General features: G+C 60.3%; 1 protein-coding gene. It reads left to right on the forward strand.

Annotation, left to right across the window (positions count from 1 at the left end):
- Positions 1–1,275 precede the first annotated feature (1,275 nt).
- Positions 1,276–1,528 (forward strand): hypothetical protein (locus tag ACZ4SV_RS36365; RefSeq protein WP_468011449.1); only part of this gene is annotated, 253 nt, incomplete at its 3' end.

Raw genomic sequence — 1,528 nt, forward strand, 5'->3', positions numbered from 1 at the left:
GGCAGCAGACCGACCTCACGACTACACTGTTGTAGCCTTCTCATGATTGCGTCACAGTTCCGCACTTGCAATGGAGCTGCCGCATGCACGGAATGACTCAACCTCTCGGGATGGCAACAGCCGGGATCACACTTCTGCTGCTGGCTGCCTGCACATCCGTTGGCGGCATGCGAAGTACTGGACCTGCAGCAGCTTTCTCGTCCAGTCAGGAGCCCTTGGCTGCCGCTACTTGTGTCCGCGATGCCTGGGGAGAGGTGAGCATCGGAGGATCGCGGTGGCAGTACGTGATTGAGCCCCGTACAGATGGCTACTCCGTATCGACCTCCAATGGCGGGGTCCCGGCGGAGTTTGTTGAGATCACCCCCCAGACTGGAGGCGGGAGCGAGATCAAGTTCTACAGCAAGTTCCTGAAGCGTCGGCAGGCTCGCTACATCGAGGCCGTCACCCTATGTGGTGTCCGCTCGGAGTAGCCCCAGCTCTTGAATGTCGCGAAGGTCGAAGCCTTTTCGATTCACCGCAACACCCAGATGTCGCCCAACTCCCCCCCCCCCCCCCCGCCAGAGGGAACGGGAGCGGTGCAGAAGGATTGGTTGTTGTGCCTAGGAAGCAAGGCCGGAAGGATACGACCGGCGGTTGCAGATCCTGCGAACGCAGCAACGATCTGCCTGAATCGTTCGGACTGGGCGCCGACGCGTCGCTGCTCACGCGCTCCCGGCGGATTCGTCGAAGCCACTTCGGCCTTGAATTGGGTTAAGGCTCACTCACCGGCATATGTGCCAATTACTATCGTGAAGTAGCACAGCTTGGTTCTTGGAAAACCTCAACGCCAAGCAGGCGCTCGTTCGCGCGGGGACCTTGCTTTTTGGTCGGTCATGCGGACCAGCTTCTGGTAGGAGGTAGTGACCTGGGCGAAGCAGCACACGGCAGCCACCTGGCCGCAGTGCCATTCCGGCTACGTGATGGAGGCCTACCGCGTCAGCCGCGCGGTGAACGCGCCCCGGAACAGCCGCAAAGATCTTTTGCTGCAGATCACCTGGGATTCGCGACACCAAGATGCGAATTGTTCTCTGAAAGGCTCGCGAAAGCCCGGGACCATACCTTTGCCCCTTCGCAGTACAACACAAGCAGCAGAACGCTGTTCGCGCATCAGTCTTTGCATGGGGGCAACGTGGCGAGCTTGAGTTGGTTCGACGGCATAGTCCTCGGCTTCTTGCTCGGCGTCGCTGCAAGCACAATTGCCGCATTCCTCGCCCTCCGCGACAAAAGTCGGGATGAATGACCACAGTGCAAGCTGCGGGCCGCCTGAAATGGGTGGAGGCCCACACCACCCGCGCAGCGAACTTCCGCGCAGAGCCCGCATTCCGCACCTGTGGGAGCAACTGCCGCTTCAAGACACCCTGCAAGCTCGCCAAATGTCGCAAGCCATTGATTTATGGTGACCCCGGCCCGATTCGAACGGGCGACCTTCCCCTTAGGAGGGGGATTTCGTCGCCCGATCAATCAACGACTTACGAAGTGCATGGGACCG

The sequence above is a fragment of the Streptomyces sp. NPDC027672 genome, from assembly GCF_055566335.1.